The sequence below is a fragment of the Streptomyces sp. S465 genome, from assembly GCF_026898115.1.
In the GTDB taxonomy this organism is placed as follows: Bacteria; Actinomycetota; Actinomycetes; order Streptomycetales; family Streptomycetaceae; genus Streptomyces; species Streptomyces luomodiensis.
In genome coordinates this window covers 2682272-2697444 of record NZ_CP114036.1, presented here as the reverse complement: position 1 = coordinate 2697444, position 15173 = coordinate 2682272, and the positions used below count along the sequence as shown (strand labels likewise).

Genomic DNA, 15173 nt, shown 5'->3' with positions numbered 1-15173 from the left:
GAGGTCTCCGAGGAGGTCGTCATGATCGTACGGATCATGGGGGAGGGCCAGGTGCTGGTGGCCGACAGCCGGCTGCCCGGACTGAACAGACTGGACGACGAGCTGCTCGCCGAGATCGAGGGCGGCGATCACGAGGGCTTCCGGAAGACCCTGGGCGCGCTGCTGGAGGCGGTGCGCTCGGCCGGTGAGCCGCTGCCCGACGACGCCCTCCAGCCGTCCGAGCTGATTCTCCCCGCCGCCGACGCCACCCTTGAGGAAGTCAAGGCGATGCTCAAGGACGACGGCCTCATTCCGGGATAGTGCGGCGCAAGGTCGTGCGACGTGCCCCCGGACCGCACTCCAGTTCAGCTCGTGCCCGCTCGGCCGGCCGGGCTCGGGCGCTCATGAAGCCGGGCGGCCCGCCGCGGCCCTTACCGTTGGATCCCGTGACTCCCCTCGCCGTCGGGCCGGGTCTGGCCCGTCCGCACCGCTGGCTGTGCGACCACCCCCGCTCCCTGGACGCCATGGTGTCGGCGGGGGTCCTGGTGCTGATCCTGATCGGCGCGGTGGCCAGTCCGCGCGTGCCCGATCAGCCGCTGGGCCCCCTCTTCGTGCTGCTGGCCGTGCTCGCCGCCGGCTCGCTGGTGTTCCGCCGCGAACGGCCGTGCGGAGTGCTCGTCTTCAACGTCGGCCTCACCCTCGTCGAGATCATCACCAATGACGTGGGCCCGCCGCGCACCTCCATCGTGTTCGGCGTCGTGGTGGCGCTCTACACCGTCGCGGCCCGCACCGACCGCCCCACCACCTGGCGGCTCGGCGCCGCCACGGCCGTGCTGGTCACGGGGGCCGGGATGCTCTTCGGGCTCAACCCCTGGTACTCCCAGGAGAACTGGGGGCTCTTCGCCTGGACCGGGCTGGCCGCGGCGGCCGGCGACGCGGTGCGCAGCCGCCGCGCCTTCATCGCCGCCATCGAGGAGCGGGCGGTCAGGGCCGAGCGGACCCGCGAGGAGGAGGCGCGCCGCCGGGTCGCCGAGGAGCGGCTGCGCATCGCCCGTGAGCTGCACGATGTCGTGGCGCATCACATCGCGCTGGTCAACGTCCAGGCCGGGGTGGCCTCCCACGTCATGGACAACCGTCCGGACCAGGCCAAGGAGGCGCTCGCCCACGTACGGCAGGCGAGCCGCTCGGCGCTGGACGAACTGCGCGCCACGGTCGGTCTGCTGCGGCAGTACGGCGACCCCGCCGCGCCCACCGAACCGGCCCCCGGTCTCGCCGTCCTGGACCAGCTCGTGGACGGTTTCGTCCGGGCCGGGATGCGGGTCGAGGTCCGGGCGGAGCCACCGGAGGCGCTCAGCCCGCTGCCCGGCTCGGTGGACCTGACGGCCTACCGGATCGTCCAGGAGGCGCTGACCAATGTGCACAAGCACGCCGGGCCCGGGGCCACCGCCCAGGTCCGCATCGCCCGCGTCCGGGACGCCCTGGACGTCACCGTCGAGGACGACGGGGCGGGGGCGCGGACCGTGGGGCCGGGCGGGCCGGAGGGGACGGACGACAGGGGCGGGCCCGGGGAGGAGACCGGGGGCGGCGGACACGGCCTGCTGGGCATGCGCGAGCGGGTGACCGCGCTGCGCGGCAGCTGCGAGGCGGGACCCCGGCCCGAGGGCGGCTTCCGGGTCCGGGTGAGACTTCCTCTGCAGTTGCGTAGCGGAGGGGACTCATGACGATCAGGGTGTTGCTCGCGGACGATCAGGCGCTGCTGCGCAGCGCGTTCCGCGTCCTGGTGGACTCCGAGCCGGACATGGAGGTGGTGGGGGAGGCGTCCGACGGGGCGCAGGCGGTGGAGATCGCCCGCGCCGAGGGTGCCGATGTGGTCCTGATGGACATCCGGATGCCCGGTACGGACGGACTGGCCGCCACCCGCATGATCACCAAAGATCCGCAGCTCGGCGGCGTCCGGGTGGTCATGCTGACGACCTTCGAGGTCGACGAGTACGTGGTGGACTCGCTGCGGGCGGGTGCCAGCGGATTCCTCGGCAAGGGCGCCGAACCCGATGAGCTGCTCGCGGCGATCCGTATCGCGGCGGCGGGCGAGGCGCTGCTGTCCCCGGCCGCGACCAAGGGGCTGATCGCCCGCTTCCTGGCCCAGGGCGACCGGAGCGACGAGGGGAGCGGCTACGACGCCGCGCGGCTGGACGTCCTCACGGTCCGCGAGCGCGAGGTCCTGGCCCAGGTGGCCGGCGGGCTGTCGAACGACGAGATCGCCGCCCGGCTGGAGGTGAGCCCGCTCACGGTCAAGACGCATGTCAACCGCGCGATGGCCAAGCTGGGCGCCCGCGACCGCGCCCAGCTGGTGGTGATCGCCTACGAGACGGGGCTGGTCCGCGCGGGCCACTGACCGGGGGCCGGGCGGCCGGGGCCGACTGCCGAGCTCAGCCCCGGTGCCCGGTACACGCCGCCGGCTACGGCAGCGCCAGCATCCGCTCCAGGGCCAGCTTGGCGAAGTGCTCCGTCTCCTTGTCGACCTGGATGCGGTTGACCACCTTGCCGTCCACCAGCGACTCCAGCGCCCAGACCAGGTGCGGCAGATCGATCCGGTTCATGGTCGAGCAGAAGCAGACCGTCTTGTCGAGGAAGACGATCTCCTTGCCCTGATCGGCGAAACGATTGGCCAGGCGCCGTACGAGGTTCAGCTCGGTGCCGATCGCCCACTTCGAACCGGCGGGGGCGGCCTCCAGGGCCTTGATGATGTACTCGGTCGAGCCCACGTGGTCCGCCGCGGCCACCACCTCGTGCTTGCACTCGGGGTGCACCAGCACGTTCACATCCGGTATCCGCTCGCGCACATCGTTGACCGAGTCCAGCGAGAACCGGCCGTGCACCGAGCAGTGGCCGCGCCACAGGATCATCGTCGCGGCGCGCAGCTGCTCGGGGGTGAGGCCGCCGTTCGGCTTGTGCGGGTTGTAGACGACACAGTCCTCCAGCGACATGCCCAGGTCGCGGACCGCCGTATTGCGCCCCAGATGCTGATCGGGCAGGAACAGCACTTTCTCGCCCTGCTGGAACGCCCACTCCAGGGCCCGCTGGGCATTGGAGGAGGTGCAGATCGTGCCGCCGTGGCGACCGGTGAACGACTTGATGTCGGCGGAGGAGTTCATGTACGAGACGGGCACCGTCACATCCGCGACCCCCGCCTCGGTCAGCACCTCCCAGCACTCGGCGACCTGCTCGGCCGTGGCCATGTCGGCCATCGAGCAGCCGGCCGCCAGATCGGGGAGGACGACCTGCTGGGCGTCGTTGGTCAGGATGTCGGCTGACTCGGCCATGAAGTGCACACCGCAGAAGACGATGTACTCGGCGTCCGGACGGGCCGCCGCTTCCCGGGCGAGCTTGAAGGAGTCCCCGGTGACATCGGCGAACTCGATCACCTCGTCGCGCTGGTAGTGGTGGCCGAGGACGAAGACCTTGTCCCCGAGCTTCTCCTTGGCCGCGCGGGCGCGCGCCACCAGATCCGGGTCGGAGGGCGCCGGAAGGTCTCCCGGGCATTCCACGCCGCGCTCGCTCCGGGGGTCGGCCTCCCGGCCGAGAAGCAGCAGAGCGAGCGGGGTCGGCTGCACGTCGAGGGATTGGGCGGTGGTCACGTCACGCACCCTTCTTTCTTCACTGGGAACCCTAATCGTCAGAATGACGCTATCTATCATAGCCGCTTCACGTCACTTTGACGATGGGCATTGTGTCGATGTGACGCATTCCGGTGTGCCGACCCGTGTGCGAGCATGAAGGGCAACAGGAGACAAGCGCTGGGCCCGGAATGAATCCGGGACGCCGTTGGTTGGTTCCGACGGCAAGCAGTCCGTACGACCCGGGAGAGAAGCAGATGACCGTTCAGGACGAGACCACCGCGAGCGAGGGCATCATCCTGTCCGACGCCGCCGCGTCGAAGGTCAAGAGCCTGCTGGAGCAGGAGGGCCGCGACGACCTCGCGCTGCGCGTCGCCGTCCAGCCCGGCGGCTGCTCCGGCCTGCGCTACCAGCTCTTCTTCGACGAGCGCTCGCTCGACGGCGACGTCGTCAAGGACTTCGGCGGCGTCAAGGTCGTGACCGACCGCATGAGCGCCCCGTACCTGGGCGGTGCCTCGATCGACTTCGTCGACACCATCGAGAAGCAGGGCTTCACCATCGACAACCCGAACGCCACGGGCTCCTGCGCCTGCGGCGACTCCTTCAGCTGAGCCGCCGGCACGGCGGCGGCGAACGGCGCGACGAAGGGGGCGGGCCCATGGGCCCGCCCCCTTCCGCATGCCGTGCTACGCCTGCTCCCGCGACGGCACCGTCACTTCCGCAGCGGCACCGTCTCACCGGTGGACCCGTCCACGACCTTCCGGCCGTCCAGCGGCTCCTTCAGCGTCACCTTCTTCTCCAACTGCTTGGCGATCAGGATGCAGGCCCGCCCCGGATGGGTCGGCTTGCTCCCCAGCTCCAGCGTCACCTGCTCGGACGTCTCCTTCGCGGAGAGCGAGTAGGTGTTGCAGACACCGCCCCAGAAGCGCACCGTCAGGGTCTTGCCGTCCACGCTGTACGAGGTGATGTCATCGGGCTTGGAGGTCTCGTCCCCCTCGCCCGGCCGCGACGGGGAGTGGCCCGGCCCCTCGGCCTTCTTGATGAACTCCGGCTTCACCGCGGGGTAGGGAAGGGTGACCGCCACCCCGTTGGCCCCGGTCGGCTCGGTCTCGAAGATCCACGACGGCACCAGCGCCCGCCGGCCGTCGACCAGGTGCGAGGCGAGGCCGAAGGTGGCCTTGCGCACCGTCACCTTGTCGGAGCCGTCGCCTCCCTTGGCTGCCGCCGTGTCGTTCAGCCGCCGCAGCGCCTGCTCCGCGCCGAGCAGCGGATAGCTGTCGTCCTCCCGGGGCAGCGCCAGCGTTCCGCTGCCGCCCACCAGCTGGCCGTCGGCGCCGACCTGAAGACTGGTCCGCCAGCCGTGGGTCGGCAGATCGCCCACCCGCGGGTCCGCGTTCACCATCCGCACGGCGCCGTAGCGGCTCCGCGCGTCGAGCTTCGCGTCCGACAGGCCCAGCGCCTTCAGCACCGGCTCGGCGGTGCGCTCCGCCTTCTCCTCGGACACGGCCTTGTCGCCACCCTCACCGGCGCCGTTGTCACCGCGCTTGTCGCCGTCCCGGTAGGAGGGGCAGTCCGCGGCGTCCTTGTCCGCATCCGTCCCGGCGGCCTGACCGCCCTTGTCGGTCCGCGCGCCCTGATCCGCCGGCTTCCCGTCCGGGTGGACGCAGGACGTGCCGCCCGGCGCCCCATAGCGCGCGTACGACCAGCTGCCCGGCCCGGTCCGGCTCACCCGCAGCGTCGGGCCGCTCCCGTCCTTGGTGCCGCCGACCTTCCAGTACCCGTGGTCGGCGCGGGGGCTGCCGGACACGTCCAGGGCCTTCGCCAGCCGCGCCGCATCGGCCTTGGTGACCTTCGGGTCGCTCAGGTACACCGGGGCCTCCTCGGGCCCGTCCGGGTACTTCCCCTTGATCACATAGCGGCCGCCGCGCGGATCGGGCTCACCCGGCGCGATGCCCTCGTCCCCGCCCCGCTCCCCGGCCGGGGAGGCGTAGGCGTCCAGTGCGAGGGGTTTCGGCGCGCCGTCCTCGCCCGCCGCGCCCGGCCCTCGCGTGCCGCCGTCCGCCGCGCTGGAGGCCCAGTAGGCGCCGCCACCACCGGCGACCAGCACCGCGGCCGCCACTGACACGACGGCCAGCGGCGAGCGTCGGCGCGGTCGGCGAGTGTCGTCGTCGGGGGTCTGCGGGGTGTCGGTGTCCTCGGTGCTCACCGTTTCGCTCCTTCGGCTCCGCTCACGTTCTACGGTCGCATCCCTCGCGAGGAGATGCCGATGAGACGGAGCCGGGGCGCACCCGGTTCCTTCAGTTGCCGTAATCCGACATGCCGGCCAGCAGATCGGCCGACGCGGGCGGCACGGTGATCCCCCGGATGCGGGAGGGGGAGACCGGTGAGGCGGGGGCGGCGGCAGGCGATACGGTGACCGCCCAGTGCGGCGCCATCCGCGCACCGTCCCCGCGCAGCTCCTCCAGCTGCTCGGGTTCGATGACTCCGGTGGCGGAGAAGGCGGAGGCGAATCGCTGAGGCATGAGGTCTCCCGGTCCAGGGGGCCGCCGACGCGTACCCCGCGTCGAGCACGCTATTCAGCGGGTGTCCGCGACAAAAGACCTACTATCGGGTAGTTTCTTCCGTTCGTATGGGCAGGGGGAAGCGGATAGCGTGAAGCGTCCGATCTCGCCGCCCCTCGCAGGAGCGAATCCCGTGCGTATCGCCGTAACCGGCTCCATCGCCACCGACCATCTGATGACCTTCCCCGGCCGCTTCGCCGATCAGCTGGTCGCCGATCAGCTGCATACGGTCTCCCTCTCCTTCCTGGTCGACACCCTCGACGTCCGCCGTGGCGGGGTCGGCCCCAACATCTGTTTCGGCATGGGCGTGCTGGGCCTGCGCCCGATCCTGGTCGGCGCGGCCGGCGAGGACTTCGCCGACTACCGCGCCTGGCTGGACCGGCACGGTGTGGACACCGCGTCCGTGCGGATCTCCGAGGTCCTGCACACCGCGCGCTTCGTCTGCACCACGGACGCCGACCACAACCAGATCGCCTCCTTCTACACCGGCGCCATGAGCGAGGCCCGCCAGATCGAGCTCCAGCCGGTCGCGGAGCGGGTCGGCGGCCTCGACCTCGTCCTGATCAGCGCGGACGACCCGGAGGCGATGGTCCGCCACACCGAGGAGTGCCGCACCCGCGGCATCCCCTTCGCCGCCGACCCCTCCCAGCAGCTCGCCCGCATGGAGGGCGAGGACATCCGGGCGCTGATCGGCGGCGCCGAGTACCTCTTCACCAACGAGTACGAGGCCGCGCTGATCGAGACCAAGACCGGCTGGACCGCGGACCAGATCCTCGCCAAGGTCGGCACCCGGGTCACCACGCTGGGCGCACAGGGCGTGCGGATCGACCGCGAGGGCGAGGAGCCCATCGTCGTCGGCTGCCCGGAGGAGGAGCGGAAGGCCGACCCGACCGGCGTCGGCGACGCCTTCCGCGCGGGCTTCCTCTCCGGTCTGGCCTGGGAACTCCCGCTCGAGCGCGCCGCCCAGGTCGGCTGCATGCTGGCGACGCTGGTCATCGAGACGGTCGGCACCCAGGAGTACGAGCTGCGCCGCGGCCACTTCATGGAGCGGTTCGCCAAGGCGTACGGCCATGAGGCGGCGGGCGAGATCGCGGCCCACCTCTCCTGACCCCACCGGCCCTGTCCGACACATCCCGCCGTGCCGGCTCCCCCAGCCACCGCTGGGAGGTACCTCGTGTACCGAGGCCGCGCGCACCGCCCCCGGCGGACGGCGTGATGTGCCGGACAGGGCCGACGGGGCCTAGTCGCGGCGGCGGACCCGGTAGGCCACGCCCCGTTCGGCCGGGCGCTCGCCCTCGTAGGTCTGGCCCCGCATCTCGCACCACGCCGGGATGTCCAGCCGGGCCGCCTCGTCGTCGGACAGCACCGTCACCACGCCGCCCACCGGTACCTCGCCGATCACCTTGGCCAGCTCGATCACCGGGATCGGGCACCGCTTGCCGAGCGAATCGACCACCAGCTCGGGCTCGGGAGCCGGGGCGGAGGCTTCGGCTCCGGCCGGCCGTGGCGCGCCCAGGCGCTCGCGCACCTCGGCCACCACCCCCGGCAGCACCTCCAGGAACCGGTCCACCTCCGCCTCGGCCGTACCGCGCGGCAGCGAGACCCGGACATTGCCCTCGGACAGCACCCCCATCGCGCGCAGCACATGGCTCGGGGTCAGCGTGGACGAGGTGCACGAGGAGCCGGAGGAGACCGAGAACTCCGCGCGGTCCAGCTCGTGGAGCAGCGCCTCTCCGTCGACATAGAGACAGGAGAAGGTCACCAGATGCGGCAGCCGCCGCTGAGGGTCGCCGACCACCTCCACCTCCGGCACCAGCGCCGGCACCCGCGCCCGGATGCGGTCCACCAGCCCCCGCAGCCGTTCCGCCTCGGCGGTGGCCTCCGCCCGGACGGCCCGCAGCGAGGCGGCCGCGGCGACGATGGCGGGGAGGTTCTCGAAACCGGGGGAGCGGCCCGACTCCCGCTCGTCGGCGGGCGAGGCCGTACGGAAGCGCACCCCCTTGCGCACCACGAGCAGCCCCACCCCCGCGGGGCCGCCCCACTTATGGGCACTTGCCGTCAGGAGCGACCAATTGCCCTCCACGGGACCCCAGCCGAGCGACTGCGCCGCGTCCACCAGCAGCGGTACGCCCGCCGCCGCACACTCCTCGGCCGCCTCGGCCACCGGCTGGAGGGTGCCCACCTCATGGTTGGCGGACTGCAGACAGGCCAGCGCCACCCCGTCCGGGGCCTCCCGCAGGGCCGCCGCGTACGCGTCCGGCGCGACCCGCCCCATACGGTCCACCGGCACCTCGGTGACCGTGCCGCCGTCCGCCTCGTGCGCGGCCGCCGCGTGCAGCACCGAGGAGTGCTCCACGGCGGAGACGACCAGATGACGGCCGGCGCGCCGACGGCCCGCGAGCGCCCCCGCGATGCCCTCGTGCACCGCGCGCGTCCCCGAAGGAGTGAAGACCAGCTCGTCCGGGCGGCAGCCCACGGCCTCGGCCGCCGCCTCCCGCGCGGCGTCCAGCAACAGCCGGGCGCGGCGCCCCTCCCGGTAGAGCCGGGCGGGGTCGGCCCACCCCTCGTCGAGGGCGGCCAGGAGCGCCTGCCGGGCGACGGGGTGCAGCGGAGCGGACGAGGCCGCGTCGAAGTAGGGCACATACGAAACGCTAGTCGCCACCACCGACAACCGGGCGCGCGCGGCCCCGTCCGTGCCCGCACCGACCGCCCAGCCGAGATCCGGCCGGACCCCGGCGGCCGGGACCGTGCCGTGCCGGACCGCACTGGCCTCGCAGCCGGTTCGCACCGACCCCGAGACCGGGCCGCGGCGGACTCGGGGCTGTGCCGCACCCGGGGCCGGGTCCGCGTCAGACCTGGGGCCGAGGCGCGCAGGGCCCAGCCGCGCCAGGGCCCCGAGCCGGGCCGCGCCAGGACCCCGAACCGGGGCGCGCAGAGTCCCAAGCCGACCCCGAGCCGGGCCGTGCCAGGGTCCCGAAGCGGGGTGTGCCGGGGCCGGGGCCGGGGGCGTGCCAGGTGCGGAAAAGGCCACCGGAGCCCGGGATTCCACCCCTTCGTGGAGCGCCCCGGCGCGTTGGGCACCCTCCCCGCACGACCCCAAATGGCGTCCAGTAGGGTTTGGTCCGCATAAACATCCAAACCCCTGCCCGCACCGGGCCGGCGACCGACCAGACAGACGGCCGCGGCCGACCGCGCGGGCGAGACTCTCGGGAAGGCGCTACGTGAGTCCCAACGGCTCCGACCGCTCGTCGCGGCGCCCGGTGCGGCGGAAGCTGCTGCAGGCGCTGGCCGCGGGCTTGGTCCTGGCGACCGCCACCGGTTGCACATCGAAGGACTTCCCCCGCCTCGGAATGCCTACCCCCGTCACGGAGGAGGCGCCGCGGATCCTCTCCCTGTGGCAGGGCTCGTGGGCGGCAGCGCTCGCCACGGGCGTCCTGGTCTGGGGCCTGATCATCTGGGCGGTCATCTTCCACCGCCGCAGCAGGACCAAGATCGAGGTTCCCGCGCAGACCCGGTACAACATGCCGATCGAGGCGCTGTACACCGTGGTCCCGATCATCATCGTCTCGGTGCTGTTCTACTTCACCGCACGCGATGAGAACGCGCTCCTCAAGACCTCCAAGAAGCCCGACCACGTGGTCAACGTGGTGGGCTACCAGTGGAGCTGGGGCTTCAACTACATGGAGAACGTGGACGGGAAGACCACGACTCCACAGGCGACCGCCAAGGAGATCTCCTCGATCCCCAAGCGCATGCTCAGCGCGGTCCCCAAGGGCGCGGAGGGCGTCTACGAGGCGGGCACCCCCGGTGAGCGGAACCCGCAGACCGGCAACCCGGGTCCGACCCTGTGGCTGCCGAAGGGCGAGTCGGTCCAGTTCATCCTGACGTCCCGCGATGTCATCCACTCGTTCTGGGTGGTCCCCTTCCTGATGAAGATGGACGTCATCCCGGGCCACACCAACCGCTTCGAGGTCACCCCGAACCGCGAGGGCACCTTCAAGGGCAAGTGCGCCGAACTGTGCGGCGTCGACCACTCCCGGATGCTCTTCAACGTCAAGGTCGTGTCGCCGGAGCGCTACCAGCAGCACCTCAAGGAGCTGGCGAAGAAGGGCCAGACCGGCTACATCCCGGCGGGCATTGAGCAGACGGACGCCGCCAAGAACGCGGAGACCAAGACATCGTGAGCATCCTCAACGAACCCCAGGGTGCCGCCGACACGGCCGGCTCGCATGAGCGGCAGTCGCCGGTACGCCGGAAGCAGCCGGGCAATGTCGTCGTCAAGTGGCTGACCACCACGGACCACAAGACGATCGGCACGCTCTATCTCGTCACGTCGTTCGCGTTCTTCTGCATCGGCGGCCTCATGGCGCTCTTCATGCGCGCCGAGCTGGCCCGTCCGGGTACGCAGATCATGTCGAACGAGCAGTTCAACCAGGCGTTCACCATGCATGGCACGATCATGCTGCTGATGTTCGCCACCCCGCTGTTCGCGGGCTTCACGAACTGGATCATGCCGCTGCAGATCGGTGCGCCCGATGTGGCGTTCCCGCGGCTGAACATGTTCGCGTACTGGCTGTACCTCTTCGGTTCGCTGATCGCGGTGGGCGGCTTCCTGACCCCGCAGGGCGCGGCCGACTTCGGCTGGTTCGCCTACTCCCCGCTGTCGGACGCGGTGCGTTCGCCGGGTGTGGGCGCGGACATGTGGATCATGGGTCTGGCCCTCTCCGGCTTCGGCACGATCCTCGGTGCGGTCAACTTCATCACCACGATCATCTGCATGCGCGCCCCGGGCATGACGATGTTCCGGATGCCGATCTTCACCTGGAACGTGCTGCTGACCGCGGTGCTGGTCCTGCTCGCCTTCCCGGTGCTGGCCGCCGCGCTGTTCGCCCTGGAGGCGGACCGTAAATTCGGGGCACACGTCTTCGACGCGGCCAATGGCGGAGCGTTGCTCTGGCAGCACCTCTTCTGGTTCTTCGGCCATCCAGAGGTGTACATCATCGCGCTGCCGTTCTTCGGCATCATTTCCGAGGTCATTCCGGTCTTCTCCCGGAAGCCGATGTTCGGTTACATCTCCCTGATCGCCGCGACCATTTCGATCGCCGGTCTCTCGGTGACGGTGTGGGCCCACCACATGTATGTCACCGGCGGAGTGCTGTTGCCGTTCTTCTCGTTCATGACGTTCCTCATCGCGGTGCCGACCGGTATCAAGTTCTTCAACTGGATCGGCACGATGTGGAAGGGGTCGCTGAGTTTCGAGACCCCGATGCTCTGGGCGATCGGCTTCCTGATCACCTTCACCTTCGGTGGTCTGACCGGTGTGATCCTGGCGTCGCCGCCCATGGACTTCCACGTCTCCGACTCGTACTTCGTGGTGGCCCACTTCCACTACGTGGTCTTCGGCACCGTGGTCTTCGCGATGTTCTCCGGATTCCACTTCTGGTGGCCGAAGTTCACCGGCAAGATGCTCGACGAGCGGCTCGGCAAGATCACCTTCTGGACGCTGTTCATCGGCTTCCACGGCACCTTCCTGGTCCAGCACTGGCTGGGCGCCGAGGGCATGCCCCGCCGGTACGCGGACTACCTGGCGGCCGACGGCATCACCACGCTGAACACCATCTCGACCATCAGCTCCTTCCTGCTGGGCCTGTCGATCCTGCCGTTCCTCTACAACGTCTGGAAGACCGCCAAGTACGGCAAGAAGGTCGAGGTCGACGACCCCTGGGGCTACGGCCGCTCGCTGGAGTGGGCGACCTCCTGCCCGCCCCCGCGGCACAACTTCCTCACCCTGCCGCGGATCCGTTCCGAATCCCCGGCGTTCGACCTGCACCACCCGGAGATCGCGGCGCTCGACCAGCTCGAGAACCACGGTGCGCCTGACGATGACAAGGCCCTCGCGGGTGGTAAGGAGGCCGGCAAGTGAAGGTCCAAGGCCGGATGTTCATCTGGCTGGCCGTCTTCATCCTCGTCATGGCGATCGTCTATGGCGTGTGGTCGAAGGAGCCGGCCGGCACCACCGCGCTCTTCCTGGCCTTCGGGCTGAGCATCATGATCGGCTACTACCTGGCGTTCACGGCGCGCCGGGTGGATGTCGGAGCGCAGGACAACAAGGACGCGGATGTCGCGGACGACGCCGGTGAGCTGGGATTCTTCTCCCCGCACAGCTGGCAGCCGCTCTCCCTGGCCGTCGGTGGCGCCATGGCCTTCCTGGGCGTGGTCTTCGGCTGGTGGCTGCTCTTCTTCTCGGCCCCGATCCTCATGATCGGTCTCTTCGGCTGGGTCTTCGAGTACTACCGCGGCGAGAACGCCAACCAGTAGCGGACCGGTCGGCCGACACGACCGGTGAGACAAGCGGGGCCCGGACACCTCCCCAGGTGTCCGGGCCCCGCTTGCGCGTTGCCGCGCGCGCACCGGGGCGCGGGCCGGTGGCTCACTCCACTGCCTCATCCGGCGCGACGGGCACGGACGCCGTTCGTACGTTGAGACCATGAGCCACACACCTCGATCACTCAGCAGCCGGGCGGCGCTCACCTGCGCCCTGCTGGTGGCGCCGCTGATAGCGGGTCTGAGCGGATGCGGGGGCTCTCCCGACCCCCTGTCCGCCAAGCCGTACGACGCCGCCGACCAGATCTCGTTCAGCGGTGACGGCGACGGCCGCAAGGCCGATCCGGACAAGCCGCTCGTCGTGACGGCCAAGGACGACGACAGCCGGATCACGGACGTCACGGCCACCGATGCCGCGGGCCGTTATGTCCGGGGCGAGCTGGCGTCCGACGGCAAGCGCTGGCGCAGCACCGTGCCACTGGCCGCGGGGGCGCGCTACACGCTGAAGGTGTCCACGGAGGATTCCAACGGGGCCCCCGGCCGCCGTACCGTCGACTTCACCACCAGCCCCGCCCGCCGGCTGCTGAAGGTCACCTTCGGCCCCAAGGCGGGGGAGTACGGGGTGGGGCAGCCCATCACGGCCCGGCTGAGCCGGCCCGTCAAGGACCCCTCGGCCCGAGCCGTGATCGAACGCGCCTTGAAGGTGGACTCGCGGCCCGCGGTGGAGGGCGTCTGGCACTGGGTGGACAGCCGCAATCTGCACTACCGTCCGCGGGAGTACTGGCCCGCCCACGCCACCATCACGGTCCACTCCAACCTCAAGGGCATCAGGGTCGGCGGCGGGCTCTACGGCGGCCCGTCCACGTCGCTGCGGCTGACCACGGGCGACCGCATCGAGGCCCTCACCGACTCCGGCACCCACCAGATGACGGTGAAGCGGAACGGCGTGCCGATCCGGACCATCCCGATCACCACCGGTATGCCCGGATTCGACACCCGGAACGGCATCAAGGTGATCCTGGCCAAGGAATCAGCCGTACGGATGACGGGCGCCAGCATCGGACTCGGCGCCGGCTCCTACGACCTGATGGTCTACTGGGCTGCCCGGGTCACCAAGAGCGGTGAGTACGTCCATGCCGCGCCCTGGTCCACCGGTTCGCAGGGCTACGCCAACGTCAGCCACGGCTGTACGGGCATGAGCACGGCGAACGCCGAGTGGTTCTTCAACACCGTGCGCCTGGGTGACATCGTGGAGGTCGTCAACAGCAACGGCGAGGACATGGCGACGTTCGACAACGGCTACGGCGACTGGAACATGGCGTGGGCGGACTGGCGCAAGGGCAGCGCGATTGCCGCGGGCCAGCCCGACGGCACCCCCGCCGACTCGGCCCGGCTCCGTCCCCAGGTGTGAGGAAGGTTCCCGGGTGTGAGGAAGACGGTGAGGTCAGGCGTCCACCGAGAGCCGCTTGCGGAGCAGCCCGGCCAGCGCGTCCGCCAGGGCGACCGGGTCCACCGGATGCGCCACCGCGGTCTCCGCGCGGCTCCAGGTGGCCAGCCAGGCATCCTGCGGGCGGCCGATGAGCAGCAGCACCGGCGGGCACTGGAAGATCTCGTCCTTGATCTGCCGGCAGACGCCCATCCCGCCCGCGGGCACCGCCTCACCGTCCAGCACGCAGGCGTCGATACCGCCCTCCTCCAGCGCCGAGAGAACGGCCGGGAGGGTGGCGCAATCCAGGAACTCCACCGGGGGCACATCGGCGGCGGGCCGGCGCCCGGCCGCCAGGCGCACCTGCTCGCGGGTGCTCGCGTCGTCGCTGTAGACCAGCACCGTTGCGGTCGGCCGCATCATGACCTCCGGGCGAAGTAAGTGATCTGCCGGGCTCCTGGGGCGGATGCTACTCCCGTACAGCCGTCCGGAGGAGGGGGCGTACGGATCTCTCCTCCCTTCGGGGGACCGTCCCGAACAGCCCCGACGAGCAGGGTCGATGCCCTTGACGCGGCCCTTGACACTCCGAACGGGACCCCCGGGAGTGAGGGCTGGATAAGCGACCGACATAATGTCGGTCGTGGCGACAGCAACAGCAGTAGAAACCGGGCACGCGCACCCGTCGGTCAACCGGCCGAACCTCACCAGCGTCGGAACCATCATCTGGCTGAGTTCCGAGCTGATGTTCTTCGCGGCCCTCTTCGCGATGTACTTCACCCTGCGATCGGTGACCGGAGCCGAGCACTGGAAGGAAATGGCGTCCGCGCTGAACTTCCCGTTCTCCGCGACGAACACCACGATCCTGGTGCTCTCCTCTCTCACCTGCCAGCTCGGCGTCTTCGCCGCCGAGCGCGGCGACGTGAAGAAGCTGCGGACCTGGTTCGTGATCACCTTCATCATGGGCGCGATCTTCATCGGCGGTCAGATCTTCGAATACACCGAGCTGGTCAAGAACGACGGGCTTTCGCTCTCGTCCGACCCGTACGGTTCGGTGTTCTACCTGACCACCGGCTTCCACGGACTGCATGTGACGGGCGGCCTGATCGCCTTCCTGCTGGTCCTGGGCAGGACGTACGCGGCCAAGAGGTTCACCCACCAGCAGGCGACGGCGGCCATCGTCGTGTCCTACTACTGGCACTTCGTCGATGTCGTCTGGATCGGCCTCTTCGCCACGATCTACATGATCAAGTAAGCCGGTCACCGCAC

At 70.4% G+C, this 15173-nt stretch carries 15 protein-coding genes; 10 read left to right on the top strand and 5 right to left on the bottom strand.

The features are described from left to right. The first annotated feature begins 21 nt into the window (after window positions 1-21). The 3 genes from pspAA to N6H00_RS11630 all read left to right on the top strand — a co-directional run bounded on the left by pspAA (window position 22) and on the right by N6H00_RS11630 (window position 2374). Window positions 22-300, top strand: coding sequence for a PspA-associated protein PspAA (pspAA, locus tag N6H00_RS11640; RefSeq protein ID WP_268971556.1), 279 nt, complete (start codon window positions 22-24; stop codon window positions 298-300). A gap of 116 nt (window positions 301-416) precedes the next feature. Next, the gene (locus N6H00_RS11635; protein WP_268971555.1) at window positions 417-1700 is read left to right on the top strand and encodes a sensor histidine kinase; all 1284 of its coding nucleotides are present in this window, start codon (window positions 417-419) and stop codon (window positions 1698-1700) included. Then, window positions 1697-2374 (top strand): response regulator transcription factor, encoded by a 678-nt coding sequence (locus tag N6H00_RS11630; protein WP_268971552.1) that lies wholly within the window; start codon window positions 1697-1699, stop codon window positions 2372-2374. The genes N6H00_RS11635 and N6H00_RS11630 overlap by 4 nt, the downstream gene beginning before the upstream one ends. Window positions 2375-2438: 64 nt before the next feature. Here the strand turns inward: N6H00_RS11630 and nadA are convergent, their stop codons facing one another. Next, entirely contained in the window at window positions 2439-3617 is a 1179-nt protein-coding gene (gene nadA / locus N6H00_RS11625) for a quinolinate synthase NadA (RefSeq protein ID WP_268971550.1), read from the bottom strand. Between the two features lie 236 nt (window positions 3618-3853). On the opposite strand from nadA, the gene N6H00_RS11620 reads away from it, so the two are divergent. Continuing rightward, window positions 3854-4207 (top strand): HesB/IscA family protein, encoded by a 354-nt coding sequence (locus N6H00_RS11620; protein ID WP_020871998.1) that lies wholly within the window; start codon window positions 3854-3856, stop codon window positions 4205-4207. Between the two features lie 101 nt (window positions 4208-4308). Here the strand turns inward: N6H00_RS11620 and N6H00_RS11615 are convergent, their stop codons facing one another. Together N6H00_RS11615 and N6H00_RS11610 are read right to left on the bottom strand one after the other, a co-directional pair. Beyond that, complete coding sequence (locus N6H00_RS11615; RefSeq protein WP_268971544.1) at window positions 4309-5802, bottom strand: hypothetical protein; 1494 nt, start codon at window positions 5800-5802, stop codon at window positions 4309-4311. A 91-nt stretch (window positions 5803-5893) separates the two neighbouring features. Next, a complete protein-coding gene (locus tag N6H00_RS11610) occupies window positions 5894-6118 on the bottom strand; it encodes a hypothetical protein (protein ID WP_268971543.1) in 225 nt (74 codons plus the stop codon). A gap of 172 nt (window positions 6119-6290) precedes the next feature. Here N6H00_RS11610 and N6H00_RS11605 point away from each other — a divergent pair, with 172 nt between their 5' ends. After that, window positions 6291-7265 carry a carbohydrate kinase family protein gene (locus tag N6H00_RS11605; protein WP_268971542.1) on the top strand — a complete coding sequence of 325 codons (975 nt, stop codon included), beginning with the start codon at window positions 6291-6293 and terminating at the stop codon, window positions 7263-7265. Between the two features lie 132 nt (window positions 7266-7397). Here N6H00_RS11605 and N6H00_RS11600 read toward each other — a convergent pair whose 3' ends face one another. Then, entirely contained in the window at window positions 7398-8798 is a 1401-nt protein-coding gene (locus N6H00_RS11600) for a cysteine desulfurase/sulfurtransferase TusA family protein (RefSeq protein WP_268976928.1), read from the bottom strand. Between the two features lie 580 nt (window positions 8799-9378). Between N6H00_RS11600 and ctaC the strand changes: the two genes are divergently transcribed. The 4 genes from ctaC to N6H00_RS11580 all read left to right on the top strand — a co-directional run bounded on the left by ctaC (window position 9379) and on the right by N6H00_RS11580 (window position 13892). Then, window positions 9379-10341 carry an aa3-type cytochrome oxidase subunit II gene (ctaC, locus tag N6H00_RS11595; RefSeq protein WP_268971541.1) on the top strand — a complete coding sequence of 321 codons (963 nt, stop codon included), beginning with the start codon at window positions 9379-9381 and terminating at the stop codon, window positions 10339-10341. Further along, on the top strand, window positions 10338-12080 hold the full coding sequence (ctaD, locus tag N6H00_RS11590; protein WP_268971540.1) for an aa3-type cytochrome oxidase subunit I: 1743 nt from the start codon (window positions 10338-10340) through the stop codon (window positions 12078-12080). The genes ctaC and ctaD overlap by 4 nt, the downstream gene beginning before the upstream one ends. Beyond that, complete coding sequence (locus N6H00_RS11585) at window positions 12077-12475, top strand: cytochrome c oxidase subunit 4 (RefSeq protein WP_268971539.1); 399 nt, start codon at window positions 12077-12079, stop codon at window positions 12473-12475. Before ctaD ends, N6H00_RS11585 begins: the two co-directional genes overlap by 4 nt. Before the next feature lie 169 nt (window positions 12476-12644). Continuing rightward, complete coding sequence (locus tag N6H00_RS11580; RefSeq protein ID WP_268971538.1) at window positions 12645-13892, top strand: L,D-transpeptidase; 1248 nt, start codon at window positions 12645-12647, stop codon at window positions 13890-13892. Between the two features lie 33 nt (window positions 13893-13925). On the opposite strand, the gene N6H00_RS11575 is transcribed toward N6H00_RS11580, so the two are convergent. After that, the gene (locus N6H00_RS11575; protein WP_268971537.1) at window positions 13926-14327 is read right to left on the bottom strand and encodes a hypothetical protein; all 402 of its coding nucleotides are present in this window, start codon (window positions 14325-14327) and stop codon (window positions 13926-13928) included. A 211-nt stretch (window positions 14328-14538) separates the two neighbouring features. Between N6H00_RS11575 and ctaE the strand changes: the two genes are divergently transcribed. Beyond that, window positions 14539-15159 (top strand): aa3-type cytochrome oxidase subunit III, encoded by a 621-nt coding sequence (gene ctaE, locus N6H00_RS11570; protein WP_268971536.1) that lies wholly within the window; start codon window positions 14539-14541, stop codon window positions 15157-15159. Window positions 15160-15173: the final 14 nt, after the last annotated feature.